22 protein-coding genes are annotated in these 26,120 nt (G+C 67.1%); 15 read left to right on the top strand and 7 right to left on the bottom strand.

The annotated features are described in order from the left end of the window. Positions 1-105 precede the first annotated feature (105 nt). Positions 106-972 carry a hypothetical protein gene (locus CRT60_RS23625; RefSeq protein ID WP_098739020.1) on the top strand — a complete coding sequence of 289 codons (867 nt, stop codon included), beginning with the start codon at positions 106-108 and terminating at the stop codon, positions 970-972. Between the two features lie 30 nt (positions 973-1,002). On the opposite strand, the gene CRT60_RS23620 is transcribed toward CRT60_RS23625, so the two are convergent. The 5 genes from CRT60_RS23620 to CRT60_RS23600 form a co-directional block, all read right to left on the bottom strand. Continuing rightward, a complete protein-coding gene (locus CRT60_RS23620) occupies positions 1,003-1,890 on the bottom strand; it encodes an FkbM family methyltransferase (protein WP_244592714.1) in 888 nt (295 codons plus the stop codon). Positions 1,891-2,018: 128 nt separating this feature from the next. Beyond that, positions 2,019-3,572: a SpoVR family protein gene (locus CRT60_RS23615; RefSeq protein WP_098739018.1), complete on the bottom strand. Its 1,554-nt coding sequence runs from the start codon at positions 3,570-3,572 to the stop codon at positions 2,019-2,021. A 79-nt stretch (positions 3,573-3,651) separates the two neighbouring features. Further along, a complete protein-coding gene (locus tag CRT60_RS23610; RefSeq protein WP_098739017.1) occupies positions 3,652-4,944 on the bottom strand; it encodes a YeaH/YhbH family protein in 1,293 nt (430 codons plus the stop codon). 127 nt (positions 4,945-5,071) lie between these two features. Then, a complete protein-coding gene (locus tag CRT60_RS23605) occupies positions 5,072-7,018 on the bottom strand; it encodes a PrkA family serine protein kinase (protein ID WP_098739016.1) in 1,947 nt (648 codons plus the stop codon). Between the two features lie 955 nt (positions 7,019-7,973). Further along, the gene (locus tag CRT60_RS23600) at positions 7,974-8,429 is read right to left on the bottom strand and encodes a response regulator (RefSeq protein WP_244592713.1); all 456 of its coding nucleotides are present in this window, start codon (positions 8,427-8,429) and stop codon (positions 7,974-7,976) included. Between the two features lie 200 nt (positions 8,430-8,629). Between CRT60_RS23600 and CRT60_RS23595 the strand changes: the two genes are divergently transcribed. Further along, the gene (locus CRT60_RS23595; RefSeq protein WP_098740990.1) at positions 8,630-9,496 is read left to right on the top strand and encodes a DUF4743 domain-containing protein; all 867 of its coding nucleotides are present in this window, start codon (positions 8,630-8,632) and stop codon (positions 9,494-9,496) included. Between the two features lie 119 nt (positions 9,497-9,615). Here CRT60_RS23595 and CRT60_RS23590 read toward each other — a convergent pair whose 3' ends face one another. Further along, positions 9,616-10,155 carry a c-type cytochrome gene (locus CRT60_RS23590; protein WP_098739014.1) on the bottom strand — a complete coding sequence of 180 codons (540 nt, stop codon included), beginning with the start codon at positions 10,153-10,155 and terminating at the stop codon, positions 9,616-9,618. Between the two features lie 308 nt (positions 10,156-10,463). On the opposite strand from CRT60_RS23590, the gene CRT60_RS23585 reads away from it, so the two are divergent. The 4 genes from CRT60_RS23585 (at position 10,464) to CRT60_RS23570 (ending at position 13,384) form a co-directional block, all read left to right on the top strand. Then, positions 10,464-11,249, top strand: coding sequence for a 3-deoxy-manno-octulosonate cytidylyltransferase (locus tag CRT60_RS23585; protein ID WP_098739013.1), 786 nt, complete (start codon positions 10,464-10,466; stop codon positions 11,247-11,249). An 80-nt stretch (positions 11,250-11,329) separates the two neighbouring features. Next, complete coding sequence (locus CRT60_RS23580) at positions 11,330-12,196, top strand: prephenate dehydratase (RefSeq protein ID WP_098739012.1); 867 nt, start codon at positions 11,330-11,332, stop codon at positions 12,194-12,196. 253 nt (positions 12,197-12,449) lie between these two features. Next, positions 12,450-12,755, top strand: a complete 306-nt coding sequence (locus CRT60_RS23575; protein WP_098739011.1) for a hypothetical protein — start codon at positions 12,450-12,452, stop codon at positions 12,753-12,755. Positions 12,756-12,847: 92 nt separating this feature from the next. Beyond that, a complete protein-coding gene (locus CRT60_RS23570) occupies positions 12,848-13,384 on the top strand; it encodes a DUF29 domain-containing protein (protein ID WP_244592712.1) in 537 nt (178 codons plus the stop codon). 119 nt (positions 13,385-13,503) lie between these two features. Here CRT60_RS23570 and nudC read toward each other — a convergent pair whose 3' ends face one another. Beyond that, the gene (gene nudC, locus CRT60_RS23565; RefSeq protein WP_098739010.1) at positions 13,504-14,424 is read right to left on the bottom strand and encodes an NAD(+) diphosphatase; all 921 of its coding nucleotides are present in this window, start codon (positions 14,422-14,424) and stop codon (positions 13,504-13,506) included. Positions 14,425-14,599: 175 nt separating this feature from the next. Between nudC and hisN the strand changes: the two genes are divergently transcribed. From hisN to CRT60_RS23520, 9 genes are all read left to right on the top strand, one after another. Further along, positions 14,600-15,382 (top strand): histidinol-phosphatase, encoded by a 783-nt coding sequence (hisN, locus tag CRT60_RS23560; protein ID WP_098739009.1) that lies wholly within the window; start codon positions 14,600-14,602, stop codon positions 15,380-15,382. A 10-nt stretch (positions 15,383-15,392) separates the two neighbouring features. Continuing rightward, positions 15,393-15,905 (top strand): hypothetical protein, encoded by a 513-nt coding sequence (locus CRT60_RS23555; RefSeq protein ID WP_098739008.1) that lies wholly within the window; start codon positions 15,393-15,395, stop codon positions 15,903-15,905. Positions 15,906-15,986: 81 nt separating this feature from the next. Continuing rightward, entirely contained in the window at positions 15,987-17,837 is a 1,851-nt protein-coding gene (locus CRT60_RS23550) for an extracellular solute-binding protein (protein ID WP_098739007.1), read from the top strand. Between the two features lie 74 nt (positions 17,838-17,911). After that, on the top strand, positions 17,912-19,783 hold the full coding sequence (locus CRT60_RS23545) for an extracellular solute-binding protein (protein WP_098739006.1): 1,872 nt from the start codon (positions 17,912-17,914) through the stop codon (positions 19,781-19,783). Positions 19,784-19,843: 60 nt separating this feature from the next. After that, positions 19,844-20,953 (top strand): microcin C ABC transporter permease YejB, encoded by a 1,110-nt coding sequence (locus CRT60_RS23540; protein WP_098739005.1) that lies wholly within the window; start codon positions 19,844-19,846, stop codon positions 20,951-20,953. Continuing rightward, positions 20,953-22,038 carry an ABC transporter permease gene (locus CRT60_RS23535; RefSeq protein ID WP_098739004.1) on the top strand — a complete coding sequence of 362 codons (1,086 nt, stop codon included), beginning with the start codon at positions 20,953-20,955 and terminating at the stop codon, positions 22,036-22,038. The genes CRT60_RS23540 and CRT60_RS23535 overlap by 1 nt, the downstream gene beginning before the upstream one ends. Before the next feature lie 25 nt (positions 22,039-22,063). Next, positions 22,064-23,704 carry an ABC transporter ATP-binding protein gene (locus CRT60_RS23530; RefSeq protein ID WP_098739003.1) on the top strand — a complete coding sequence of 547 codons (1,641 nt, stop codon included), beginning with the start codon at positions 22,064-22,066 and terminating at the stop codon, positions 23,702-23,704. Between the two features lie 298 nt (positions 23,705-24,002). After that, the gene (meaB, locus tag CRT60_RS23525; protein WP_098739002.1) at positions 24,003-25,001 is read left to right on the top strand and encodes a methylmalonyl Co-A mutase-associated GTPase MeaB; all 999 of its coding nucleotides are present in this window, start codon (positions 24,003-24,005) and stop codon (positions 24,999-25,001) included. Positions 25,002-25,230: 229 nt separating this feature from the next. Then, positions 25,231-25,989, top strand: a complete 759-nt coding sequence (locus CRT60_RS23520; RefSeq protein WP_098739001.1) for a hypothetical protein — start codon at positions 25,231-25,233, stop codon at positions 25,987-25,989. Positions 25,990-26,120: the final 131 nt, after the last annotated feature.

Raw genomic sequence — 26,120 nt, 5'->3', positions numbered from 1 at the left:
TCCTAGTGGGGCGCCCCTCAACTGTCCCCTTAACCATAGCCAGCCGCTGACGCACCCCACGAATTGGGCTATCCTGATGAGACCGCCCGTGTGGAGGGCCGCGCCATGCCCGCGATGGACGCCGATCAGCGCCGCAAACTGGAGGACCAGCTGCTTCGCCAGGCGGAGGAGGCGACCCGGATCCTGCGCCGGGAGGCGGAAACCGGCGATCCCGCCCATGTCGACTCGCTGGCGGAGGCGCTGGCCGGGCTGCTCAAGACCCGGGAATTCCCCAGCCTGCGCGCCGCCGAGTTCCGCGAGCTGTCCCGCGTCTACCAGCGCGGCGCCTACCAGCGCAGCGTCGATTCGCTGCTGGTCCAGGCCGAACGCTGCGGCCATCGCGGCGACGAAAAGGGGCGCAACGCGCTGCTGACCCAGGCCAAGGACCATTTCGCCAAGGCCCTGCGTTTGGGTGCCGACGACGAGTTCCGCCACGGCGTCGAACGGCGCGTGCAGGCGACGCTGATGACCAGCAAGGACGGGGTGGACGAGCGCACCAAGCAGGCGGCCAAGCGCAAGCTCGACCAGCACGATGTCGGCGCCAAGCCGCCGAACGGGATCGAACGCCGCCGTGCCATCCGCTATGCCGATCCGGTCCTGGCGGTGGAGGCGGAGGGCCGGCGCTGCACCACGATCAACTGGTCGACCCGCGGCCTGCTGGTCGATCTGCCGCCGGAGGAGTTCGCCCATGCCGTCGGCGGCAAGCTGCGGCTGGACCTGCATTGCCCGGAAATTCCGGAGGCAGCAGGTCCGGAAACAAGCCGTCCGGACAAGGCCGGCCATCGGGTCGGCGGCCGGCAGATCGCCCATGTGGTGCGCCTCGACCGCGACCGCCACGCGGTGGCCCTGTCCTTCCCCGACATCAGCACCGTCATGCTGGATTTGATGCACGCCATGAAGGAAGCCGGCATCAAGCCCGAACCGGAGCGCTGATGCGGCCGTCCTCAGGCCGGCACCGTCCCCTCAACCGCCGATGAAGCGTCCGTTGTGGCCGCGCACCAGCGGATGTTCGTCCGGACCGGCGACCGGCAGCAGGCCGTTGATCCGCGCCCCCGCCTCCGCCGGCAGGCAGAACAGGTTGATCCCCATGCCGAGCCCGTGGATCTCCGTCCCGGTGTCGACCAGCCCATAGCCGAAGATCGCTTCCGACCGGCCGGCGAAATTGGCGGGATTGTGGAAGGCCGGCAGATACCAGTGGCAGGCATAGCCCAGCTCGCCGAGCAGGCGGATCAGCGCGCTCGACTTGTCGGGACGGTCGTTCTCCACATACAGGACCGGCCGGTCGCGGGCGATCAGGCCGCGCGCGCCCTCCAGAACCTCGGCCTCCATCCCTTCGACGTCGATCTTGATCAGGCGGATGCGGCCCGCCCCCTCACGCCACAGCCCGTCCAGCCGATGCACCGGCACCGGCCGGTCGCCGGCCAGCTCGTCGAGCGACAGCGCACCGAAATTGCCGTCCGTGTCCATCGCCACCGCGGCGAGATGCAGGATGCCGTCGGCAGCCCCGGCGGCGGCCAGCACGCCGTCGGCCCAGTCCAGCCCGTTCAGCGCCAGATTTCCGCAGAGCAGCCGGTGGTTGGCATCGACCGGCTCCAGCGCCAGCACCCGGCCGGCGGGGCCGACCAGCCGCGCCAGCGCCACCGTGTGGGCGCCGATGTTGGCGCCGACGTCGATCACCCGGTCGCCGGCCCGGACGCACTGGCGGAACAGCGCGACCTCCTGCTCGAAATATTCACCGTAATAGCCGAGCGAACGGCCGACGACGCTGTCGGTCCGCCGGTACATCATCAGGCCGTGCCGCGCCTTCACCAGCCCGACCGGTCCCTCTCCACCCAGCAGATCGTCCGCCATCGTCCCCTCCCGCCGCTCCATCGGCCGGAAGTGTAGCGGAGCCCGATGCAAAGGTCGCGTCCCCCGCGGCAGCGAAACGCCCCCTCCCCGGCCCGTCCGTACGGGCGGCCGGGGAAGAGGGCAAGGCATCACCCCACGCCGACCCCGCTGGGCGCGGTGACGGCGTGCTCCTTCAGGATCGCCTCGGAGATCGCCGACACCTCGATCAGCTGCACCTCGTAGCCCCACAGATTGGCGATGTGGCGCAGCACCGCCTTGGCGTCGCTCTCGTCGAGCAGCACGCCGTTGGTGACGCGGTGCTGCAGGATCAGCTTGCGGTCGCCGGCAAGATCGACGTCGACGATCTGGATGTCCGGCTCCAGATATCCCAGGTCGTACTGGCGGGCCAGCTTCTTGCGGATGTCGCGGTAGCCGCGCTCGTTGTGGATGTGATCGACCAGCAGATAGGGGTCTTCGGCGTCGTCGCGCACGCTGAACAGCTTCAGCTTCCGCATCAAATGCGGGCTGAGATATTGCAGGACGAAGCTCTCGTCGCGGAAGTTGGCCCAGGCCTCGCGCACCGCCGCCATGCCGTCGCCGCGGCCGGCGAGGTCGGGGAACCACTGGCGGTCCTCGTCGGTCGGCTTTTCGGCGATGCGGGCGATGTCCTGCATCATCGCAAAGCCCAGCGCGTAGGGGTTCAGGCCGGAGAAGCGCTTGTCGTCGAATTCCGGCTGGAACACGACGGACGTGTGCGAGTGCAGGAACTCCAGGAAGGCGCCTTCGCTGATCTGGCCGGTCTCGTGCAGGCGGCTCATGATCTGGTAATGGACGTAGGTGGCGCAGCCCTCGTTCATCACCTTGGTCTGTTTCTGCGGATAGAAATACTGCGAGATGTGGCGGACGATGCGCAGCAGCTCGCGCTGCCAATGCTCAAGCCGCGGCGCCTTCTTCTCCAGGAAATAGAGGATGTTCTCCTCCGGCAGGCCCAGCAGCTTCTTGCGCTCCGACACCGACTTGGCCGGGCGCGGGCCGGCGGCGGTTTTGGGCACCGTGCGCCACAGGTCGTTGAAGGTCTGGTCCTGATATTCCTGCCGCTCGCGCTCGCGCCGCTGCTCGGTCCTGAGGTCGGAGCGCTTCTTCGGGTATTTGTGCACGCCCTGGCTCATCAGCGCATGGGCGGCGTCCAGCACCCGCTCCACCGCCGCATGGCCGTAGCGTTCCTCGCAATGGGCGATGTAGGTCTTGGCGAATTCCAGATAGTCGAGGATGCCCTGGGCATCGGTCCATTGCTGGAACAGCTGGTTGTTCTTGAAGAAATGGTTGTGGCCGAAGGCGGCGTGGGCGATCACCAGCGTCTGCATCGTCATGGTGTTCTCTTCCATGATGTAGCTGATGCAGGGGCTGGAGTTGATGACGATCTCGTAGGCCAAGCCGCGATAGCCCTTGCGGTACATCATCTCGTCGCGGGCGAAATGCTTGCCGAAGGACCAGTGCTTGTACATCAGCGGCATGCCGATGGACGAATAGGCGTCGAGCATCTGCTCGGCGGTGATGACCTCGATCTGGTTGGGATAGACGTCGAGGCCCATCTCCTTCAGCGCGATGTGCTCGATGGCGTCATAGACGCGCTTGATCTTGTCGTAATCCCACTCGACGCCGTCATACAGCAGCGCCTCGGGTCTGGTGATCACAGCGGTCATTCTCGATCTCCCCCTGCCGCCCTTCAGCCCCCTGTCGGGGATGAGGGCGGTGATTTCCCTTTATCCCCTCAGGCGCCCCTTACGCTCCCGCCTTCTCGCGGGCGAACAGCTCGCGGAAGACCGGGAAGATCTCCCGGCGGGAGCGGACGCGGCGCATCGCCAGCGGGCGTTCCGGGCTTTGCACCTGCTTGTAGGTGCGCCACAGCTCGGTTTCGCGGCCCAGCGCCGACAGGCCCATATTGTGTTCCGCCGCCACCTCGATGTAGGCGAAATACTGGCACATCGGCAGGATGACATCGCGCAGCAGGGTCGCCGACTTGGCGTTGTCCGACGACATGTTGTCGCCGTCCGACGCCTGGGCGGCGTAGATGTTCCATTCATTGTGCGGGTAGCGATCCTGCACCACCTTCTGCATCTCCTCCAGCGCCGTCGACACCACGGTGCCGCCGGTCTCGGTGGAGTAGAAGAAGGTTTCCTCGTCCACCTCCTTGGCCTCGTGGGTGTGGCGGATGAAGACGATGTCGACCGACCGGTAGCGCCGCCGCAGGAACAGGTACAGCAGCATGAAGAAGCGCTTGGCCAGATCCTTCATGTGCTCGGTCATCGAGCCGGAGACGTCCATCAGGCAGAACATCACCGCCTGGGCGATGGGCTTCGGCACCGATTCGAACCGGTTGTAGCGGACGTCGATCGGATCGATGAAGGGAATGCGGCGGGAGCGCAGGACGATGTGTTCCAGCTGTTCGCGCAGCGCCTGGATCTGCGTGGCGTCCTCGCCGGCCTCCTCGGCCTCGCGCAGCATCTCCTCCAGTTCGCGGATCTCGTCGCGCTTCGGGCGTTTCAGCGCGATGCGGCGCGACAGGCTGTTCCGCATGGTGCGGACCAGGTTCAGGTTGGCGGGCGACCCCGACACCGAATAGCCGGCCCGCGTCAGCGTGTGCGATTCCGACTGCTTGACCTTCTGCTTCACCAGATCGGGAAGCTCCAGATCCTCCAGGAAGATGTCGAGGAACTCGTCGCGCGACAGGACGAAGCGGAACTCGTCCTCGCCCTCGCCGTCGGCGCTGCCCTCGCTGCCGCGGCCGCCACCGCCGCCGTCCGGGCGCTGGATGGTGTCGCCTTCCACATATTCCTTGTTGCCGGGCACGACATAGTCGCGCACCCCGCCCTGGGAGGCGCGATGGAAGGACGGTTCGCGCACGCCGCCGGCGGCGATCGTCACCTTCTCGCCGTTCTCGATATCCTGGATGCCCCGTTTTCCCGAGGCGTCGCGGACCGCCTTGACCACCTGTTCCTTGGCACGGCGCAGGAAGCGCTGGCGGTTGGCCAGGCTCTTGCCCTGCGGGTTCAGGCGACGGTCGATGATGTTCATCAAGGGGCTGGCCCTCCCACCCGTTTCGTCACGCGGCCTTCAGACTTTGACATCATTCTATGACAGTGGGGTTGCCGCGGGGCGTTGCAACGCCCCGCCCCGCGGCAATTAAGCGCCCGGCCTGCCGTCAGCCCGCCTGCTTCACCCGCATGTACCACTCGACCAGCCGGCGGACCTGCCGCTCGGTGTAGCCGCGGGTCATCATGCGCGAGACGAACTCGGTGTGCTTCTTCTCGGTGTCGCCGTCCTTCTTCGAGCCGAAGCTGATGACCGGCAGCAGATCCTCGACCTGGCTGAACATCCGCTTCTCGATCACCTCGCGGATCTTCTCGTAGGAGGTCCAGGACGGGTTGCGGCCGGAATTGGCCGCCCGGGCGCGCAGGGCGAACTTCACCACCTCGTTGCGGAAGTCCTTCGGGTTGGCGATGCCCGCCGGCTTCTCGATCTTGGTCAGCTCCTGGTTCAGCAGCTCGCGGTTCATCAGCTGGCCGGTGTCGGGATCCTTGAAGTCCTGATCCTCGATCCAGGCGTCGGCATAATCGACATAGCGGTCGAACAGGTTCTGACCATAGTCGGAGTAGGATTCCAGATAGGCCTTCTGGATCTCGTTGCCGATGAACTCGGCATAGCGCGGGGCGAGTTCGGCCTTGATGAACTCGACGTATTTCTTCTCCGTTTCCTCCGGGAACTGTTCGCGGCGGATCGCCTGCTCCAGCACATACATCAGATGCACCGGATCGGCCGAAATCTCGGTCGAGTCGTAGTTGAAGGTCGAGGCGAGCACCTTGAAGGCGAAGCGGGTGGAGATGCCGCCCATGCCCTCGTCGACGCCGCCCTGGTCCTTGTACTCCTGCATCGACTTGGCCTTGGGATCGGTCTCCTTGACGCTCTCGCCGTCATAGACCCGCATCTTGCTGTAGACGCTGCTGTTCGGATGCTCGCGCAGGCGCGACAGCACCGAGAAGCGGGCCAGCATCTCCAGCGTCGCCGGCGCGCAGGGCGCGGTCGACAGATCGGAGCCGTTGACCAGCTTCTCGTAGATCTTCTGCTCCTCCGCCACCCGCAGGCAGTAGGGGACCTTGATCACGCAGATGCGGTCGATGAAGGCCTCGTTGTTCTTGTTGTTCTTGAAGGTCTGCCACTCCGCCTCGTTGGAGTGGGCCAGGATCACGCCCTGGAAGGGAATGGCGCCGATGTTCTCCGAGCCGACATAGTTGCCCTCCTGCGTCGCGGTCAACAGCGGGTGCAGCATCTTGATCGGCGCCTTGAACATCTCGACGAATTCGAGCATGCCCTGGGTCGCCCGGTTCAGGCCGCCGGAGAAGCTGTAGGCGTCGGGATCGTTCTGGCTGTAGATCTCCAGCTTGCGGATATCGACCTTGCCGACCAGCGACGAGATGTCCTGGTTGTTCTCGTCGCCCGGCTCGGTCTTGGTGACGCCGATCTGGCGCAGCTTGCTCGGGTGGAGCTTCACCACCTTGAAGCGGTTGATGTCGCCGCCGAACTCGTCGAGGCGCTTGACCGCCCACGGGCTCATCAGACCGGTCAGGCGGCGCTTGGGGATGCCGAAGCGTTCCTCAAGCTCGTCGCCGATCTCGTCCGGGTTGAACAGGCCGAGCGGGCTTTCGAAGGTCGGGCTGATCTCCTTGCCGGCCTTCAGCACATAGATCGGGCATTTCTCCACCAGCGACTTCAGCCGCTCCGCCAGCGACGACTTGCCGCCGCCGACCGGGCCCAGCAGGTAGAGGATCTGCTTGCGCTCCTCCAGCCCCTGCGCTGCGTGCCGGAAGAAGCCGACGATCCGTTCGATCGTCTCTTCCATGCCGTAGAACTCGGAGAAGGCGGGATAGACCTTGATGGTCCGGTTCATGAAGATGCGGCCCAGGCGCGGGTCGCGGGCCGTGTCGACCACCTCCGGTTCGCCGATGGCGGCCAGGATGCGTTCGGAGGCCGAGGCGTAGGACATCGGATCGTCGCGGCACAGCTGGAGATAGTCCATCAAGGACATCTCGGTCTCGCGGCGGGTCTCGTAATTCTGCGTGTAGCGCGTGAACAGTTCGTCGGCCGGGAACATTCGTCGCTCCGTCTTATCTGGTCCGATGCGCCGGGGAGCCGCCGGTGGCTGCGGCGGCAGGGCGCGGCGCATGCCGCGATCCAAGGGGCACTCCAGGGAAGACGCGGACCGCGCAGGGTCCGCAGCCTCCCCGCTCAGCGATAGAAGCCAGCGGTCTGGTGTAAGGAACGGTCCTGTGAAGGCCGGGAGAGGTCCGTCTCGCGACGCGGCGACCCCCGAACGAGTCATTTTTGAATGTAATGCTCCACCTGGAGCTTTCCAGGCACTCAGGCTCCATAGCCGGAAAGCCCGCGGTGAAGCCGGCCCTGGCCATAGGACCTAGGTCCTGCGGCCGGTGTGGGTGCGCCGAGCGCACCGGCTCAACCCATGCGCGTATCGGCCGCGCATGCGTCGGAAGGTTCGGCGGAAGACGTGTGACGGTGTCGGGAGAAGACGGCGTGGAACCGGCGGCAATCGTCGTTGCCCGTCCGATCGGGAAGAACTGCCCAGTGCGATGCGACCCAAGCGGGTTCCATCGGGCGCTCCTTGTCACGCCATCGGCCTCCTCAAGCAGACGCGCCGCCTCGACCAAGCACGGCGCAGGGATTTACCGTCGATGCTGAACTCCAAACCTTAACAATATCTGGTTGAGAGACTTGCGGTCTGCCGCAGTGTCGGCCACGGCCTCGCAACAGCTCCCCCAACACTTCTTCGGGATCATGTTGCGTCCCAATCGTGCCCATCAACAAGGCGGAAATTGGGTGAGGATGGGGCGCCAACGCGGCACGGTGGAGGGCTACCGCTGGATTACCGAATTGTTTCAATAACTTGGCACGCTTGCCACGGGGTGGGAAATTTTAAGGGCAGGTCGCTGCCCTCCGCTTGCCGCCAGCGGCGGCAGCAATCTCCGGAGGTAAACCGGACTTTCGGACAATGCCGGCAGCCGTTCCGCCGGACGGCCTCTCAGCATGGCCCCTCAGGCCGGCTGCCAGGCCTTCACCCCGATGGTCAGCGCCTCGCGCAGGCTCGCAGGGGTGACAGGCTTGGCCAGCACCGCGTGGGCACCGCTGTCGCGCGCCTGGGCTTTGCGGTCGTCATCGACCCGGCCGCTCATGAACACGACCGGCAGGCTGCTGTGGCGCGACTCGCCGCTGGTGCGCAGCGCGCGGACGAAACCGAATCCGTCCATCGGCTGCATCTCCACATCGCACAGCACCAGATCGGGCGCATGGGCGGTGACCACGGCCAGTCCCGACTCGCCGTCGGCGGCCTGATGGACCGCCTTGACGCCCAGCGTGCCCAGCATCTTCGCCAGCACCATGCGGGTGAAGGATTCGTCTTCGACCACCAGGACCGACAGGGCGCCGAACGGCGTCCCCGTCTCGCCTGACGTCTTGCCTGCCGCAGCGTCCTCAGCCGACCGGTCAGTCACCACGCCCGCCCTTTCGCTTGAGCGACCAGCCGGCGGAATGCTGCCGACGGTCATTTCGTGACCCGACCTGTGTACGATGGCAACCAGAGACGCGCAAGATGTCCAAAAATACGAGGGTGCCCACTGCCCTGGCCCATGCTCTGGCCCATGCGCTGGATGAGCGGTTGCACCGGCCCGTCCGCCCCGCTTAGATGGACGGCATGAGCTTCCTCGATCACATCCGCGCGTGCAACGCGCACGACCTGTCCGGCTTCCGCCCGTTCGAGCTGGACGGCCACACCGTGGGCTGGGTGCGCCATGCCCTGGCCGAGGCGCTGCCCGAGGTCGATCCCGGCTTCGTCGTCACCGCCGACCGGCTGACCGTCGCGCCCGAAATCCGGGATTTCGAGGCGCGCTCCACCCTGCTCGACCATGCCGCCGCCTATCTGGTGGAACAGGGAACGGTCAAGGCGCTGCGCGGCGAATATTACCCGGTCCTGCCGCGCTGGGGGGCGGAGCCGCTGGCCCGGCTGGACCGTGCCGCCGTCGGCGCCTTCGGGATCGAGGCCTATGGCCTGCACATCAACGGCTTCGTCCGCGATGAATCCGCCGGCAATGGGGCCGGCGGCCTTCTGCTGTGGGTCGGCCGGCGCGCCGGCGACCGCGAGGTGGCACCGGGCCAGCTCGACAACATGATCGCCGGCGGCCAGCCCATCGGCCTGAGCCTGGCCGAGAATCTGGAGAAGGAAGCGGCGGAGGAGGCCGGGCTCGACGCCGGGACGGCGCGCCGTGCCGTGCCGGTCGGCGCCATCAGCTACACCATGGAAACGCCGGCCGGGCTGAAGCGCGACCGCCTGTTCATCTACGATCTGGAGCTTCCGCCCGGCCTCACCCCCGTCAACACCGATGGCGAGGTGGAGAGCTTCGACCTCTGGCCGCTCGACAAGGTGGCGGAGTCGGTGCGCAACACCGGCGACTGGAAGTTCAACGTGACCCTTGTGGTGGCCGATTTCCTGATCCGCCATGGCTGGCTGACGCCGGAAAACGACCCCGATTATCTGGAGATCGCCCGCAGCCTGCGGCGGTAGGCCCGGCGCTTCGCCGGTCGGATGCCACTCCGAACAAACAAAAGGCCCCGCCCTCTTGCGAGAGCGGGGCCGTTTTCTTCCGGCCGCGGCGGCGCCCGGTACCCTGTTACTGGAGCACGTTACTGGGGCAGCGGCTGCGGGCTGTCGGCCAGCGAGCGCAGGTAAGCGACGACGGCCGCGCGGTCGTCGTCCTTCTTCAGGCCGGCGAAGGTCATCTTGGTGCCCGGAGCGTAGCCCTTCGGGTCATAGAGGAACTTGTTCAGCTCGTCATAGGTCCAGCTGCCGCCGGTCTTGACCAGCGCGTCGGAGTAGGCGAAGCCCTGCATATGGCCCTTCGGACCGCCGACGACTCCGAACAGGTTCGGGCCGACCTTGGCGGCGCCGCCCTTGTCGAAGCTGTGGCAGGCGGCGCAGGCCTTGGCGACCTTCTGCCCGGCCTCCGGGCTGGCGGCGGCGAGCAGCGGCGCGATAGGCGCCGGACCGGTGGGAGCGGCACCCTTGTCGGCGGGCGCGCTGGCCCCCTCGGGCGTCGCGACGACATAGACGCTCTTTTCGAGCGGCTTCGAATGAACCAGCACCTTGGACGCGAATCCGGCCAGCATCGCGATCAGCCCGGCCAGCAGCACGGCGCCGAAAACCTTGTTCCACTCCATGCTCATTGATGAGCCCCTTGTTCCCTAATTTCAGTACACTCGGCGTTTCTCCCGCCCGCGGCTGAACGCGCCGCGGTTACCATAGCCCGCGGTCCGAAGCTTGTCATAGCCCGGCGGACCGCGAAAAAAGGTCGCATACAAATTTGTCGCAGTCACCAACCACTTAATTTGCTTGCGCATTACGCTGCATCGCAAAACAGCGGCAAGACCGCCTCTGCGGGCCTTGACGCCGCCCCGGCGTCCGTGGTTCACCCGCGCCAGTTATGTCACGGATCCGTGATCTGACCGGACCTTCCCACCGGAGTTTCCGCGCCATGCCGACCGCCGCCCCCGCCAGCAACTCCGTCGCCCGCCCGGCCAACCCGGTCGTGGTGATCCCGGCACGCATGGCCTCCGTCAGGTTGCCCGGCAAGCCGCTGGCCGACATCCTCGGCGCGCCGATGATCGTCCACGTGCTGCGCCGCGCCATGGAGGCGGAGATCGGCCCGGTGGTGGTCGCCTGCGCCGAGCCGGAAATCGTCCGCGCGGTCGAGGCCGCAGGCGGCACCGCGGTGCTGACGCGCCCCGACCATCCCTCGGGCTCCGACCGTATCTTCGAGGCGCTGCAACTGATCGACCCGGAAGGGCGGCACGATGCGGTGGTGAATGTGCAGGGCGACCTGCCGACCATCGAGCCGGAGAGCGTGCGCGCCGCCTTCGCCCCGCTGGCCGACCCGGAGGTCGACATCGCCACCCTGGTCGCCGAGATCACGCGGGAGGAGGAGCGGACCAACCCCAACGTGGTGAAGGCGGTGCTGGAGCTGCCGGCAGGAGCCCGCCAGGGCCGCGCGCTCTATTTCACCCGCGCCACCGCGCCGACCGGCGACGGGCCGCTCTATCACCACATCGGCCTCTATGCCTACCGCAGGGCGGCGCTGGAGCGGTTCGTGTCGCTGCCGCCGTCGGTGCTGGAGCAGCGCGAGCGGCTGGAGCAGCTGCGCGCCCTGTCGAACGGCATGCGCATCGACGCGGCGGTCGTTGACGCGGTTCCGCTGGGTGTCGATACTCCCGCCGACCTGGAGCGCGCCTGCGCCCTCCTCGCCGGCCGCAAGGCCGGCTAAACCCGATGACATCGGCCGCAAGACCGGCTGATGCTTGATATATCAGCTGCTTATTCAGATCCGCCGGGGGAATTCCGCTCATGGGCACGTCCAACATCATCGCCTTCCAGGGCTTCCCCGGCGCCTATTCCGATCTGGCCTGCCGCAACGCGCGGCCGACCATGACGACGATGCCCTGCGCCACCTTCGAGGACGCCTTCTCCGCGGTGCGCGACGGGCGGGCCTCGCTGGCGATGATCCCGGTGGAGAACTCCATCGCCGGCCGCGTCGCCGACAACCACTATCTGCTGCCCGAAGGCGGCCTGCACATCATCGGCGAGCATTTCCAGCGGGTGAACCACCAGCTGCTGGCGCCGAAGGGCGCCACGCTGGACAGCATCCAGACCGTGCGCAGCCACATCCAGGCCCTGTCGCAGTGCCAGACCGCCATCCGCGGCCTGGGCCTGCAGGCGATCAACCATGCCGATACGGCGGGGGCCGCGAAGGAGATCGCGGCGATGAACGACCCGCGCCATGCCGCCATCGCCTCCTCTCTCGCCGCCGAGATCTACGGCCTCGACATCCTGAAGAGCGGGATCGAGGACGCCACCCACAACACCACCCGCTTCCTGATCCTGGCGCGCGAGCCGAAGCTGCCGGCGCTGGGCTCCTGCAAGACGATCACCACCTTCGTCTTCCGTGTGCGCAGCGTGCCGGCTGCGCTGTACAAGGCGCTGGGCGGCTTCGCCACCAACGGCATCAACATGACCAAGCTGGAAAGCTACATGGTCGGCGGCCATTTCACCCAGACCCAGTTCTACGCCGACGTGGAAGGCCATCCTGACGAACGCCCGCTGCGCCTCGCCCTGGAGGAGCTGGATTTCTTCGCCCGCGAGGTGAAGATCCTGGGCGTCTATCCGGCCAACCCCTTCCGTTATCAGGAAAGCCAGCGCGTCGGCGAGGACTGACGTTCTCCCGCTGGTACTTTGCCGCAACGCCGCAAGTCTTTTCGCAGTTGCCGCAAGTCACGCGTCATTCCGACGCAGTGACGCAACTTAGCCTTGGCCGCGTCCGGCGGACGCTGGGCAAGATTAGCGGAAGTTGTTATACAGGAGACACCGGCAAGCGCCGGTTCCACGAGGGTCCGATGACTAAAGAACACCACGGCGGCTGACGGGTGACACCCCGCCGACGGCCATGGCGCCACGGATGGAGGTTGCCATGCTCACGATGGACGATTGTCTGGGATTGGCCGATCTGGAGGCGGACGAGGTGGCGCAGATCGCCGCCCACGAACATATCCCCTTCATGGCCGCGCTGGAGAAAGGCGCTTCGCTTCTGCATGAACCCTGGGGGGATGCCGCCGTCCGCCAGATGGTGTGGGACAATCTGTGCTGCGCCACCTGCCGCAGCGCGGCCGAAACGGCCTCCCTGACGATGCTCTACAACGACACCTGCACCCGCCACCCCAACCCCTTCGACCGCCGCCACTCCCCCACGCGTGCGGTGGGGGTGCAACGACATTAGGGAGGGTGTCCACCCTTGCCCAGGATGACCTGGCCTGACGTCGTGTGCTACGCTTGGCAATATCGCAATTCCTGCTCTACGTCAGGCCGACCATGCGCATCATCCGAGGCATGTCCACGCCGCGCCCGGAGCCACCCGCTCCGGCGACCAAGCTCGCATCCGACCCGCCGGACAGCGGACTTTACGACGAGGACTTCGTCGCCTGGATCGAATGTCAGGCGGCGCTGCTTCGTTCGGGTAAACTTACCGCGCTGGATCGCGCCAACCTAGCCGAAGAGCTGGAGGATATGGGTAAGGCCAAGCGGCAGGAACTGCGCAGCCAGCTTGAAGTGCTGCTCACCCATCTTCTCAAGTACCAGTTTCAGCCGGGCATGCGCACCGGCAGTTGGCTTGGAACCATCGGCGAACAGCGCCATCGCATCGAAGACGTGGTGGAGGAAAGCCCGAGCCTGCGCCCATTGCTTGCCGAATTGCTGGAGGATGCGAAGCTTTACAAGCGGGCCGTCCAAAAGGCATCGCTGGAAACCGGCTTGCCCGCCGGCACCTTCCCGCCGATCAGTCCCTATGGCAGGGAAGCGCTGGACGAGCGTTACTGGCCCGGCCCCGGCCCGCATCCAGACCTCGACTGACATGCCGAGGTCCGGAGATCGCAGTCTGAAGTCCGACATGACCCTGATGAAGTGGATGCTCGGCTTCGTGCTTGCCTTTCAGATCGGCATCTTCGTGAAGCTGTTCATCCACTGATCCCTCACCCTTCCGCCATCCATTCCCGGATCAGGCGGTGGGCGATCGAGTCGGGCCGGGCGAGGCGGAAAGTCTCGTCCGGGGTGTGGTTGCGCAGGAAGTCGCGGTCGAACCAGCGGGCGCTTTCCAGCTCGTCGTTGCCGGTGTCGATGTCGAAGCTGGTGGCCCGCGCGGTGAAGCCCAGCATCAGCGAGGATGGGAAGGGCCAGGGCTGCGACGAGCGGTACCGGATGTCCGTCACCGTCAGCCCGACCTCCTCGAACACCTCGCGGGCGACGGTGTCCTCCAGGCTTTCGCCCGGTTCGAGGAAGCCGGCCAGCACCGAATGCATGCCGGGCGGGAACCGGCTCTGCCGGCCCAGGACCGCCCGGTCGCCACCGTCATGGACCAGCATGATGACAGCCGGGTCGGTGCGCGGGAAATGGTGGGTGGCGCAGCCGGGATTGGTGCAGAGCCGCACATGTCCGCCCTCCGCCGTCGCCGCCGGGGAGCCGCAGACGCCGCAGAAGCGGTGGCGGGCGTTCCACCACACCATGCCGCGGGCGTAGGCGCACAGCGCCGCCTCGCCTTCCGGCATCAGCGGGCCGGTGGCACGCAGATCCTCGAACCGGCCATGGCCGCGCAGGGCGGGCAGCGCGTCCGGGTCCTCGACCATCGACAGGTCGACGGCGAAGACCGGCGTGCCGTCCATCAGGCCCCCATTCATCAGGCCGAGAAAGATCGGCACCGCGTCCAGCCCCTCCGCCGGCAGCAGGACGGCGCGGGGCGCGTCCTCGGGGCCGGCGACGAAGCTTTTGGTCTGCCAGATCGGCAGGACGCGGGAGGCGGGGGCGAGCCAGGCTTCCGTCAGCCAATCCTCGTCCTTGCGGCGGAGGGAGGCGCGGTCGATGGGCGCGGCGGCGTAGATGTTGGGTCGGTTCGTCATGGCCCGTCGAGGCTGCCACAAGCCGGGCCGGGCGCAAAGCCCTCCCGGCGGATGGGCTGCCCGGCGGAAATCGTGGCCTCGCCTCAAGCAGAGCCGGGGCGCTTTCGGGTTTCCGGGGCGGGCGCGCGCCGTTAGGATGCGGCAACCCTATCGACAAAAGTCTCAAGGAGCGACCATGACCGAACCCTGCCCCGCCCCGATGGTGGCGCTCGCCCAGCGGTTGGCCGACTCCAGCGGCAGCGTGGTCCGCCGCTATTTCCGCACTCCGGTCGCCATCGACGACAAGGCCGACGCCTCGCCGGTCACCATCGCCGACCGCGAGGCCGAGCACGTCATCCGCACCATCATCGAAAGCCAGCGCCCCGACGACGGCATCTATGGCGAGGAGCACGGCACCAAGAACCTGGACGCCGAATGGGTGTGGGTGATCGACCCCATCGACGGCACCAAGTCCTTCATCACCGGCCGGCCGATCTTCGGCACGCTGATCGCCCTGCTGCACCGGGGCCGCCCGGTGCTGGGCATCATCGACCAGCCTATCGTCGGTGACCGCTGGATCGGCGTCGAAGGCCGCCCGACCACCCACAACGGCCAGCCGGTGCGCGTGCGCCCCTGCCCCGGCGGGCTGGGCGCCGCCATGTTCGGCACCACTTCGCCCGACCTGTTCCCCGGCAGCGACTACGAGGCCTACCGCCGCGTCGCCGCCAGGGTGAAGACGGCCTCCTACGGCGGCGACTGCTACAGCTACGGCCTGCTGGCGTCCGGCTATTACGACCTCGTCGTCGAGTCGGGTCTGAAGCTGTACGATTTCGCGGCCTTGGTGCCGGTGGTGACCGGGGCCGGCGGGCTGATGACGGATTGGGACGGCAAGCCGCTCGACGCCAACTCCACCGGCCGGGTGATCGCCGCCGGCGACCCGCAGACCCACCGGGACGCCATGACGGTGCTGGCAGGCTGAGGGACCCGACATGACCGCCATCACCCCTCCCACCCGTTCCGTTTTCGAAACGTCCCCTGAAAAGCTGCGGCCCTTTCTGGAGGGGCTGGCGGCGCGGGTGTCGGGCGGGTCGAACTGGATGGTGCGCAAGAAGACCGTCTGCGACCTGCTGCTGGGGCTCGACGCCTTCTTCGCCCTGCCGGCGGCCGAACGCAGCGCCCTGATGGCCGACGGCGGCGCCTCCCCCGACCTCGCCGAAGCCGAGGGCAAGGCCGAAGGCGGGCCGGAGGATTTCCGCAAGGTCCTGCCGCTCTATGTCGGCGCCATCCTGGAAGGGATGCGGGAGACGGTCATTGCGTCCCCGGAACAGGCGTCGATCTATCTGCTGTCGATCCATCCGGAGCATCAGGCGGCGGCGGAGGCCTGGATGCTGGCCGACCCGCGCAACGGAAAGTCGGTGCGCAGGCTGATGCGGACCGACCGCCGCTATCGCCAGTTGATGGACCGCATGGCCGACCATTGGCGCACGGCGCGAAGCAGCTGACCTGAGAACCGGAATTGCGCTTGACCGGGGAGCGGGCGTGGCAATCTAACCAGAACGTCCGCTCCCCACACAGGACCGCCGATGCGCCGCCTTCTCGCCATTGCCGCCACGATCCTGACCCTGTCCGCGCCGGCGATCCTGACGCCCGCGCAGGCCGCCACCCGGACCGTCACCGCGCTGAAGCAGTTCGGCGAGCCGCAGTTCCAGCCCGGCTTCACCCATTTCCCCCACGTCAATCCCGATGCGCCCAAGGGCGGGTCGGTCGGGCTGGCCGAATCGCAGCCGGGCACCTACGACAGCCTGAACACGCTGATCCTGCGCGGGGTTAGGCCGCGCACGCTGGGACTGATCTCCGACACGCTGATGGTCGGGTCCGGCTGGGAGCTGGACGCCGCCTACGCCCATATGGCGGAAAGCGTCGAGGTGCCGGACGATTACGGCTGGGCCATCTTCACGCTGCGCCAGGGCGCCCATTGGCATGACGGCACGCCGATCACCAGCGCCGACGTGGTCTTCACCTGGGACGCGATCCAGGCCCATGGCGCCCCCTTCATCAAGTCCTTCCTCGACCGCACCGCCAAGGTGGAGGCGCTGGACGACCGCCGCTTCAAGATCACCCTGACCGGCACCGGGGAGATCAAGCCGATCATCGACTTCGCCACGACCTTCTCACCCCAGCCCAAGCATTGGTGGACCGCGAACGGCCGCGACATCTCCAAGACGATTCTGGAGCCGGTGCTGGGCAGCGGTCCCTACCGCATCAAGACGGTCGATGCCGGCCGCTCCATCACCTATGAGCGGGTCGCCGACTGGTGGGCGAAGGATCTGCCGACCGCCCGCGGCTTCTACAATTTCGACATCGTGAAGGACGATTTCTACCGCGACGACGACGTGATGTTCGAGGCGTTCAAGGCCGGCGCCTACGATTTCCGCGGCGAATACCGGGCGCAGCGCTGGACCACCGGCTACGACTTCCCCGCCATGAAGGACGGCCGGGTCAAGAAGCTGGAGGTGCCGAGCGAGCTGCCGCTGGGCGCCCAGGGCTTCCGCCTGAACACCCGCCGCGACAAGTTCGCCGACCCGCGCGTGCGCGAGGCACTGGCCCTGCTGTTCGATTTCGACTGGATCCAGAAGAACATCCTGTACGGCCAGTACAAGCGGACGCTCAGCAACTTCCCCAACTCCGACTTCGGGGCCAAGGGACCGCCCGGCCCGGCGGAGCTGGCGCTGCTGGAGCCGTTCAAGGCGCAGCTGTCCGAGCGGCTGCTGACCCAGCCCTTCACCCTGCCGGCCACCGACGGCAGCGGCAACAACCGCGCCCAGGTGCGCGAGGCGACCCGCCTGTTCAAGGAGGCCGGCTGGGAGGTCCGCAACGGCAAGCTAACCAACGGCAAGACCGGCGAGGCGATGGCCATCGAGTTCCTCGACGGCACCGGCGCGCTGACCCGCGTCATCCAGCCCTATGTCGAGAGCCTGCGCCGCGTCGGCATCGACGCGTCCCTGCGTCTGGTCGACACCGCGCAGTATCAGGCGCGGCTGGACGAGTTCGATTTCGACTCGATCATCGTCAATCTCGCCTTCTTCACCCCGCCGGGCACCGAACTGCGCGGCTATTTCGGCTCCGCCGCCGCCGGCCTCAAGGGATCGGCCAACTATTCCGGCATCCATGACCCGGTGGCCGACGCGCTGATCGAAAAGGCGCTGACCGCCAGGGATCTCGACTCGGTGCAGGCCGCCACCCGCGCGCTCGACCGCGTGCTGCTGTGGGGGTTCTACATGGTGCCGCAATGGCACAACCCGGAAAGCTGGGTCGCCCACAAGGCGTGGCTGGCCCATCCGGCGGTCTGGCCGAAATACGACCAGGACTATCGCAGCACCAATTTCCCGGCGACCTGGTGGGTCGATCCGGCCGGCAAGGCGGCGCAGCCTTGATGACGCCCCATTGCGAGGCTAACTCCATAGGTCTGAACGCTTTTCGGGAAAACAAGCGAGGGAGGGGATCGGGCATGACGGGTCGGATGCGGTGGCTGGGCACCGGTATGGCGGCGGCAGCGGTGATGATGGCGGCAGCACTTCTGCCGGCGTCCCCTGCCTCGGCTCAGGACCAGGGCAAGACGGGGGGCAGCCACGCCCTGGCCCTGCACGGCAAGCCGAAATACGGGCCGGATTTCCAGCATCTCGACTATGCCAATCCCGACGCCCCGAAGGGCGGCGAGGTCAAGCTGATGGCCTTCGGCGGCTTCGACAACCTGAACCCCTTCATCCTGCGCGGGCAGGCCGCCGCCGGGGCCGGGCTGGTGTTCCAGACCCTGACCACCAGCAACGGCGACGAGGCGATCACCGAATACGGCTTGCTGGCCGAAAGCATCGAGGTCGCGCCGGACCGCAACTGGGTCGCCTTCACCCTGCGGCCGGAGGCCCGCTTCCACGACGGCCAGCCGGTCACGGCGGACGACGTGATCTGGAGCTTCGACACGCTCAAGGAAAAGGGCCACCCGCTCTACCGCACCTATTACGCCGACGTGACGAAGGCGGAGAAGACCGGCGAGCGCACGGTCAAATTCTCGTTCCGGGATGGCAATAATCCCGAGCTTCCAGTCATCATGGGCCAGTTGCCGGTGCTGCCCAAGCATGCCTTCGCCAACCGCGATTTCGCCACCACCACCCTCGATCCGCTGATCGGCAGCGGCCCCTACAAGGTGGTGGACGTGCAGGCCGGCCGCGCCATCACCTATGAGCGGGTCAAGGACTGGTGGGCGAAGGATCTGCCGATCAACCGCGGCCGCTACAATTTCGACCGCATCCGCTACGACTATTACCGCGACCTCGACGTCGCCTTCGAGGCGTTCAAGGCCGGCGCCTATGATTTCCGGCTGGAGAACTCGTCGAAGAACTGGACCACCGGCTACAATGTCCCGGCAGTGCAGAACGGCCAGATCGTCAAGGAGGAAATCAAGCACGAAGACCCGCAGGGCATGCAGGCCTTCGTCTTCAACATCCGCCGCCCGGTCTTCCAGGACCGCCGCGTGCGCGAGGCGCTGAATTACCTGTTCGACTATGAATGGACGCGGGCCAACCTGTCCTATGGCCTGTACCAGCGCACCAGGAGCTATTTCGCCAACACCGAACTGGCCTCCACCGGCCTGCCCTCGCCCGAGGAGTTGAAGCTGCTGGAGCCGTTCCGCGGCCAGATCCCGGACGAGGTCTTCACCAAGCCCTACGAGCCGCCGAAGACCGACGCCAGCGGCAACATCCGCGGCAACCTGCGCACGGCACTCGGCCTGCTGAAGGACGCAGGGTGGGAGTTGAAGAACGGCAAGCTGGTGAATGCGCAGGGCCAGCCCTTCCGCTTCGAGTTCCTGCTGGTCCAGGCCGACATGGAACGCATCGTCCAGCCCTTCGTCCGCAATCTGGAGCGCGCCGGCATCGAGGCGCAAATCCGCGTGGTCGACAGCGCGCAGTATCAGAACCGCACCGATAATTTCGATTACGATATGATCATCGAGCGCTTCCCGCAGTCGTTGTCGCCCGGCAACGAGCAGCGCGATTACTGGGAATCCTCGCGTGCCGACCAACCCGGCAGCCGCAACTCGATCGGCATCAAGAATCCGGCCATCGACAAGCTGGTGGAGACGCTGATCGCCGCCCCCGACCGCGAGGCGCTGATCGCCGCCACCCGGGCGCTCGACCGCGTGCTGCTGTGGAACTGGTACGTCATCCCGCATTGGCACGACACGGTGTACCGCGTGGCCTATTGGAACCGTTTCTCCCATCCCACGGTTGCCCCAAAGTACGGCCTGGGCTTCCCGGACAGCTGGTGGATCGACGCGGACAAGAACGCCAAGCTCGCCAACAGCCCACGCCGCACGGGACCCTGAACGCTCGTCTGGTCTAAGCTGCCATATCCTTGAAGATTGGGGAGGGTCGGGACACCCGCGATGCTGGCCTACATCATCCGCCGCCTGTTGCTGATCATCCCCACCCTGTTCGGGATCATGGTGATCAATTTCCTGATCGTGCAGATCGCCCCCGGCGGCCCGATCGAGCAGATGATCGCCCGCGTCCAGGGCACCGCGGTGGAGGCGACCTCGCGCATCGGCGGCAGTGCCGGCGGCGACGCCAACGCCGCCCAGCGCCAGAACCAGACCGGCGGCGACAGCGGCGGCAAGTACCGCGGCGCCCAGGGGCTGGATCCTGCCTTCATCAAGCAGCTGGAGAAGGAGTTCGGCTTCGACAAGCCGCTGCACGAACGCTTCATCCACATGATGTCGAACTACATCGTGTTCGATTTCGGGACCAGCTACTTCCGCGACCGCCGCGTCGTCGATCTGGTGCTGGAAAAGATGCCGGTGTCGATCTCGCTTGGCATCTGGACAACACTGATCGTCTATCTGGTCTCCATCCCCTTGGGCATCGCCAAGGCGGTGCGCGACGGCCAGCCCTTCGACGTCTGGACCTCGGGCGTCGTCATCGTCGGCTACGCCATCCCCAGCTTCCTGTTCGCGGTGCTGCTGATCGTGGTGTTCGCCGGCGGCCGCTATTTCGACTGGTTCCCCCTGCGCGGTCTGGTCTCGGACAATTGGGCCAGCCTGCCCTGGTACAAACAGGTGCTCGATTACTTCTGGCACATGGCGCTGCCGGTGGTCTCCATGGTGATCGGCGGCTTCGCCGGCCTGACCATGCTGACCAAGAACTCCTTCATGGAGGAGATCGGCAAGCAGTACGTCACCACGGCGCGGGCCAAGGGCCTGACGGAGAACCGCGTGCTGTACGGCCATGTCTTCCGCAACGCCATGCTGATCGTCATCGCCGGCTTTCCCGGTGCCTTCATCGGCATCCTGTTCACCGGCGCCATGCTGATCGAGGTGATCTTCTCGCTCGACGGGCTGGGGCTGCTGGGCTTCGAGGCGGCGATCAACCGCGACTATCCGGTGATGTTCGGCACCCTCTATTTCTTCACGCTGCTGGGGCTGATCATGAATCTGGTCGGCGACATCACCTATGTGATGGTCGATCCCCGCATCGACTTCGACTCGCGGAGGGTGTGATGACTCCGCTGACCCGGCGCCGGCTGGCCAATTTCAAGGCGAACCGCCGCGGCTTCTGGTCCTTCTGGATCTTCCTGGTGCTGTTCACCGTTTCGCTGGGGGCGGAGTTCATCGCCAACGACAAGCCGCTGCTGATCGAATACGAGAACCACTATTACTGGCCGGTCTTCCAGACCTACCCGGAGACGACTTTCGGCGGCGAGTTCGAGACGGAGACCGATTACCGCGACCCGTATGTCCGCGACCTGATCGCCGCCAAGGGCTGGATGGTCTGGCCGCCGATCCCCTACAGCTACCGCACCATCAACTACAACCTGCCGGTCCCGGCCCCCGCCCCGCCGTCGGCCGACAACTGGCTCGGCACCGACGACCAGGGACGCGACGTGGTGGCGCGGCTGATCTACGGCTTCCGCATCTCGGTGCTGTTCGGTCTGGTGCTGACCGTCTTCTCCTCGGTCATCGGCGTCGCGGCCGGTGCGGTCCAGGGCTATTTCGGCGGGCTGACCGACCTGCTGTTCCAGCGCTTCATCGAGATCTGGCAGGGGCTGCCCACCCTGTTCCTGCTGATCATCCTGGCCAGCGTGGTGACGCCGACCTTCTGGTGGCTGCTCGGCCTGCTGCTGCTGTTCTCCTGGACCTCGCTGGTCCATGTGGTGCGGGCGGAATTTCTGCGGGCACGCAACCTCGATTACGTGCGTGCGGCCAAGGCGCTGGGCGCCGGCGACGTGACGATCATGGTGCGCCATGTGCTGCCCAACGCCATGGTGGCGACGCTGACCTTCATGCCCTTCATCCTCAACGGCTCGATCACCACCCTGACCGCGCTGGATTTCCTCGGCTTCGGCCTGCCGCCGGGCTCGCCGTCGCTGGGCGAGCTGCTTGCCCAGGGCAAGGCCAACCTCCAGGCGCCCTGGCTCGGCCTGACCGCCTTCTTCGTGCTGGCGATCATGCTGAGCCTGCTGATCTTCATCGGCGAGGCGGTGCGCGACGCCTTCGACCCGCGCAAGACCATCGCCCAGATGTCCACCGCGCTGCCCGGCGAAGCCGCGGCGGCGACGGCGGCGCGCAAGGAGGCGGCGGAATGACCATGACGACCCTCAAGAGCCCGACATGAGCCTGATGCCCCCCAACCCCGACCTGCTGTCCGTGCGGGGCCTGCGCGTCGATTTCCGCTCGGGTGCCGGTGCGACCCAGGCCGTCAAGGGCGTGTCCTTCGACATCCAGAAGGGCGAGACGCTGGCGCTGGTCGGCGAATCGGGATCCGGCAAGTCGGTGACGGCGCTGTCGATCCTGCAACTGCTGCCCTACCCGATGGCCCACCACCCCGCCGGCTCGATCCGCTTCCGCGACACCGAGCTTCTCGGCGCCGAAGAGCGGACCCTGCGGCAGGTGCGCGGCAACCGCATCGCCATGATCTTCCAGGAGCCGATGACCTCGCTGAACCCGCTGCACAGCATCGAGCGGCAGATCAACGAGACCCTGTTCCTGCACAAGCGCCTGTCGGCCGGCGCCGCCCGCGCCCGCACGCTGGAGCTGCTGCGCCTCGTCGGCCTGCCCGACCCGGAAAAGCGGCTGACCGCCTACCCGCACGAGCTGTCGGGCGGCCAGCGCCAGCGCGTGATGATCGCCATGGCGCTCGCCAACGAGCCCGACCTGCTGATCGCCGACGAGCCGACCACGGCGCTCGACGTCACCATCCAGGCGCAGATCCTGGCGCTGCTGAAGGATCTGCAAAGCCGCTTCGGCATGGCGCTGCTGCTGATCACCCACGATCTCGGCGTGGTGCGCAAGATGGCGGACCGCGTCTGCGTGATGAACCAGGGCGAGATCGTCGAGCAGGCCAAGGTCGATGACCTGTTCATCCGCCCGCGCCACGCCTACACCAAGAAGCTGCTGTCGGCAGAGCCGCGCGGCAACCCGCTGTCGCCGCCCGAGGATGCGGCGGAGGTGATGGCCGCCGACCGGCTCAAGGTCCATTTCCCGATCAAGAAGGGCCTGCTGCGCCGCACCGTCGGCCATATCAAGGCGGTGGACGGCGTCGATGTCGCGGTCCGCCGCGGCCACACCGTCGGCGTCGTCGGCGAATCGGGATCGGGCAAGACGACGCTTGGCCTCGCCCTCCTGCGGCTGCACGCCAGCGAGGGCGCCATCCGCTTCGACGGCACCGACATCCAGGGCTGGCAGCCGAAGCGCCTGCGCGGCCTGCGGCGCGAGATGCAGATCGTTTTCCAGGATCCCTATGGCAGCCTGTCGCCCCGCCTGTCGGTCGGCCAGATCATCGGCGAAGGGCTGGGCATCCATGGCATCGGCGACGCCAAGGAACGCGAGGCGATGGTCGCCCGCGCGCTGGAGGAGGTCGGCCTGCCGCCCGAGGCGCGCAACCGCTACCCGCACGAGTTCTCCGGCGGCCAGCGCCAGCGCATCGCCATCGCCCGCGCCCTGGTGCTGAAGCCGAAATTCGTCGTGTTGGACGAGCCGACCTCGGCGCTCGACATGTCGGTGCAGGCGCAGATCGTCGACCTGCTGCGCGACATCCAGGCCCGCCACAACCTCGCCTACCTGTTCATCAGCCACGATCTGCGGGTGGTGCGGGCGCTGTCCAGCCACGTCATGGTGATGAAGGACGGCAAGGTGGTCGAACAGGGGCCGACCCAGCGCATCTTCGAGGAGCCGCGCGAGGAGTACACCCGCGCCCTGCTCGCCGCCGCGCTGAACCTGGAGGCGGTGGAGTCGCCGGCGGTGCGGACATAGGGTGCCGTGCGATTCCTTGGGCGCGGGAGGTGCGGACAAGATTTCCACGGATTTCACGGATTGGGACACGGATTTCACGGATGTCGCGACCCAAGGCAGCACTCCTTCGTGAAGGGCCGAAGCGCCGCCAAGTTCAAAAAAATCCGTGAAATCCGTGTCTAAATCCGTGAAATCCGTGGAAGGCCCGCCCACCGAAACCACAGCGTCCAGGACGACCTGCCACCGCGCCAAGGGCTTTATCCCGGACTGCTCCCTCGAGTAGGGTACCGCTCCCTTCGCACAGACCGATGCCGCCGCCATGACCGACACCGCCCCGCAAGACGCCGCCCGCCTCGCCGAAGCCGTCCGCTCTGGCGACCGGCGGGCGCTGGCGCGGGCGATCACGCTGATCGAATCGACGCGCGCCGACCATCGCGTCACCGCCGAAGCACTGCTGGAGGCGCTGCTGCCCCATACCGGCAACTCGGTGCGACTCGGCATCTCCGGCGTGCCGGGGGTCGGCAAATCGACCTTCATCGAGGCGTTCGGGCTGCATGTCATCGGGCTGGGGCACAAGGTCGCGGTGCTGGCGGTCGATCCGTCGTCGCAGCGCACCGGCGGCTCGATCCTGGGCGACAAGACCCGGATGGTCGACCTGTCGCGCGATCCCGACGCCTTCATCCGCCCCTCCCCCGCCGGTGCGACTCTGGGCGGCGTGGCGCGCCGCACACGCGAGGCGATGCTGGTCTGCGAGGCCGCCGGCTTCGACGTGATCGTGGTGGAAACGGTCGGCGTCGGCCAGTCGGAGACCGCGGTCGCCGACATGGTCGACCTGTTCATGCTGCTGCTGCTGCCGGCCGGCGGCGACGAGTTGCAGGGCATCAAGAAGGGCATCGTCGAGCTGGCCGACCTCGTCGTCGTCAACAAGGCCGACGGCGACCTCGCCGCCACCGCCCGCCACACCGTCGCCGACTACCGCCATGCGCTGACGCTGCTGCGCCATGGCGACTGGCGGGTGCCGGTGCTCAGCTGCTCCGCCTTCAAGAAGATCGGCATCGACACGATCTGGGACACCATCGGCGAACACAAGGCGCTGACCGAGGCCAACGGCGCCCGCGCCACCCGCCGGGCGGAGCAGGCCCGCGCCTGGCTGTGGAGCGAAATCCGCGAGACGCTGATCGACCGTTTCCGCGCCCATCCGGCGGTGCGGGCCGATCTGGCGCGCCTAGAGGCGGAGGTGACCGCCGGAACCACCATCCCGGCGGCCGCGGCCCACACCCTGCTCGGGCGCTTCCTCGACCGGACGGAAACCCTCTGATCCAACCGGGCATAAACCGTTCAGCTTATGTTGCACCGCAACAAATTCGTTGCACCGCACCAACCGTAGGGCTATTCTGCACCGGGCGGGAAAGGGGCGACGTGCGCCGATTCGACTTTGTCGATCAAGCCTCCGTTGCTTGGGCCGGGGTGCCCGCGGTCTCCTGGGGTTACGCCGGAGCGGCCTTTCCGTTTCCGCCAATATGCCTTGCTCTACGGGAGACAACGCCATGACCGCTCAGCCGACCCCCGCCAACGTCCTGACCCTGTTCAAGACCAACGCCCAAAGCACCGCCGCCAAGTCCGCCCGCGTCGCCACGCTGGTGCAGGACGGCTACCGCCGCTGGTTCGACGGCGTCACCGCCTCGGTCAACGACGCCAGCCGCCTGGCCGCCGGGCTGGGCAAGGCCCGCAACCCCGCCGATCTGGCGGCCTTGCAGCGCGACTGGCTGTCCACCACCCAGGCCCGCGTGACCGAGAGCGTGCAGGGCTTCCTGGACGTCTCCACCAAGATCGCCGCCGAGATCGCCGCCCTGCCGGCTCCGGTCGCAGAGGCTGCTCCGGTGGCCGCTCCGGTGGCGGCCCCCACCGTGGCCCCCGTCGCGGCCCCCGTCGCGGCCCCGGCCCCGAAGGCCGAGGCTCCGAAGCCGGCACCGGTGGCGGCCCCGGCGATTGCCGCCCCGAAGGTCGAAGTCGCCGCCCCGGCGCCGGCCGTCGAGGCTCCGCAGGCTGCACCCACCCCCGCACCCGCCCCGGTTCCGGCCGTGGCCGCCGAGACCGCTCCGGTCGCCGCCACCGTTGCCGCTCCGGCCGCCGACTCGGTCGAGGTTCCGGTGAAGGAACTGGTCGAAACGGTGAAGGCCGAGACGGCCGCCCCCGCCGCGGCAATCGCCGCCGAGGCGAAGGCGGTGGCCAAGCCGGCGCAGCGCCGCCCCGGCAAGCCGCTGGCCGCCAAGCCGGCGTCGAAGACCTCCCCGACCGTGAACTGACACCCGTCGGCACAAGATTGGCGCGGCTCGTCTCTTCGTCGGATCGAAGAGGCCGCCGCGCTTCGACTCTCCACAATCCCGCGACGACTCGGGCTTTGACGGTTTCATCGCGGTTCCCGGCTTGACGACAG

Source organism: Azospirillum palustre, assembly GCF_002573965.1.
Lineage (GTDB): Bacteria > Pseudomonadota > Alphaproteobacteria > Azospirillales > Azospirillaceae > Azospirillum > Azospirillum palustre.
The sequence above is the reverse complement of the archived record's forward strand: the minus strand, read 5'-3'. Positions and strand labels throughout refer to the sequence as shown.